At 59.4% G+C, this 1302-nt stretch carries 1 protein-coding gene; it reads left to right on the forward strand.

Going from position 1 to position 1302, the window contains the following annotated elements; genetic code table 11:
• On the forward strand, positions 1-1302 hold a 1302-nt coding region (locus tag AWB67_RS37975), incomplete at both ends, for a sugar ABC transporter ATP-binding protein (RefSeq protein WP_087660871.1).

Here is a 1302-nt window from a genome sequence, read left to right on the forward strand (position 1 = left end):
TGAAGCTCGACAACATTTCCAAAGTGTTCGGAGGCGTCCGGGCATTGCGCCACGTGAAGTTCGACGTCATGCCCGGCGAAGTGCTCTGTCTCGCGGGCGAGAACGGCTGCGGCAAAAGCACCATCATCAAGATCATCAGCGGCGTCTATACACCCGAACCCGGTGCAGTGATGCAGATGGACGGAGAGTCCATCGAAGGCCTCGACCCCGCGCGTGCTCGCGACCTCGGTATTCAGGTCATCTGGCAGGACCTGGCGCTTTTCCCGGAGATGACAGTCGCGGAAAACATTGCTTTCGAGCAGAACCTTGGACCCCGGCCGCGTGTGGTGAACTACGGGAAGATGAAAGAGGCAGCGCGTCGTATTCTGAAGCGGCTCGGTGTTTCCATCGACCTGAACCGTTCGGTTCGCTCTCTTCCAATCGCGCAACGCCAGATCGTAGCCATCGCTCGCGCGCTCGTGCGGGACGCCCGTCTGGTCTTCATGGATGAGCCGACTGCCTCGCTCAGCCACGCAGAAACCGAGGCGCTGCTGAAGATTGTTCGGCGACTTTCGGCTGACGGAATCGCCGTCGTGTTCGTCAGCCACCGTCTTGCCGAAGTGCTCAATGTCTGCACGCGCGTGACCGTTTTGCGTGACGGCCAGTACGTCGGCACATTCCCGACGGAAGGGATGACGCAAACACGCCTCACTGAACTCATGACCGGGCGGACTTTCGACTATGAAGTCCGGAGCACCGACCTCACGGCCGCTCCTGTCGTGTTCGAAGTTCAGGGCTTGTCTCGGCGTGAATATCGGGACGTCTCGTTCAAAGTAAGGAAAGGCGAAATTTTGGGGCTTACGGGTCGTCTTGGAGCGGGAAGAACCGAAGTCGCGCTGTCTTTGTTCGGAATGACGCGACCAGCCGCAGGGTCGATGCGCATCGAAGGAAAGGCATTGTCGCCTCGGTCCAATCGGGATGCGGTTCGTGCGGGCATCGCCTACGTATCGGAAGACCGCCTTCAGCTAGGACTCGTTCAGCAGCAATCGATCGGGGACAACACGATCTCGACAGTATTGAACGATCTTCTGGACTCGACTCGCCTCATCTCGTCCAGGAAGCGCAACGCGTTGATTCACGACTGGATTCAGCAACTCGCCGTAAAAATTGGCAAGCCCGATGACGCGGTCTCGACACTGTCGGGCGGCAACCAGCAGCGCATCGTGCTTGCCAAGTGGCTGGCTACCAACCCGAAGTTCCTGATCCTGGATTCGCCCACCGTCGGTGTCGACGTGGGCGCCCGGGCTGGCATCTTCGCCATCA

The sequence above is a fragment of the Caballeronia terrestris genome, assembly GCF_001544515.1.
GTDB lineage: Bacteria > Pseudomonadota > Gammaproteobacteria > Burkholderiales > Burkholderiaceae > Caballeronia > Caballeronia terrestris.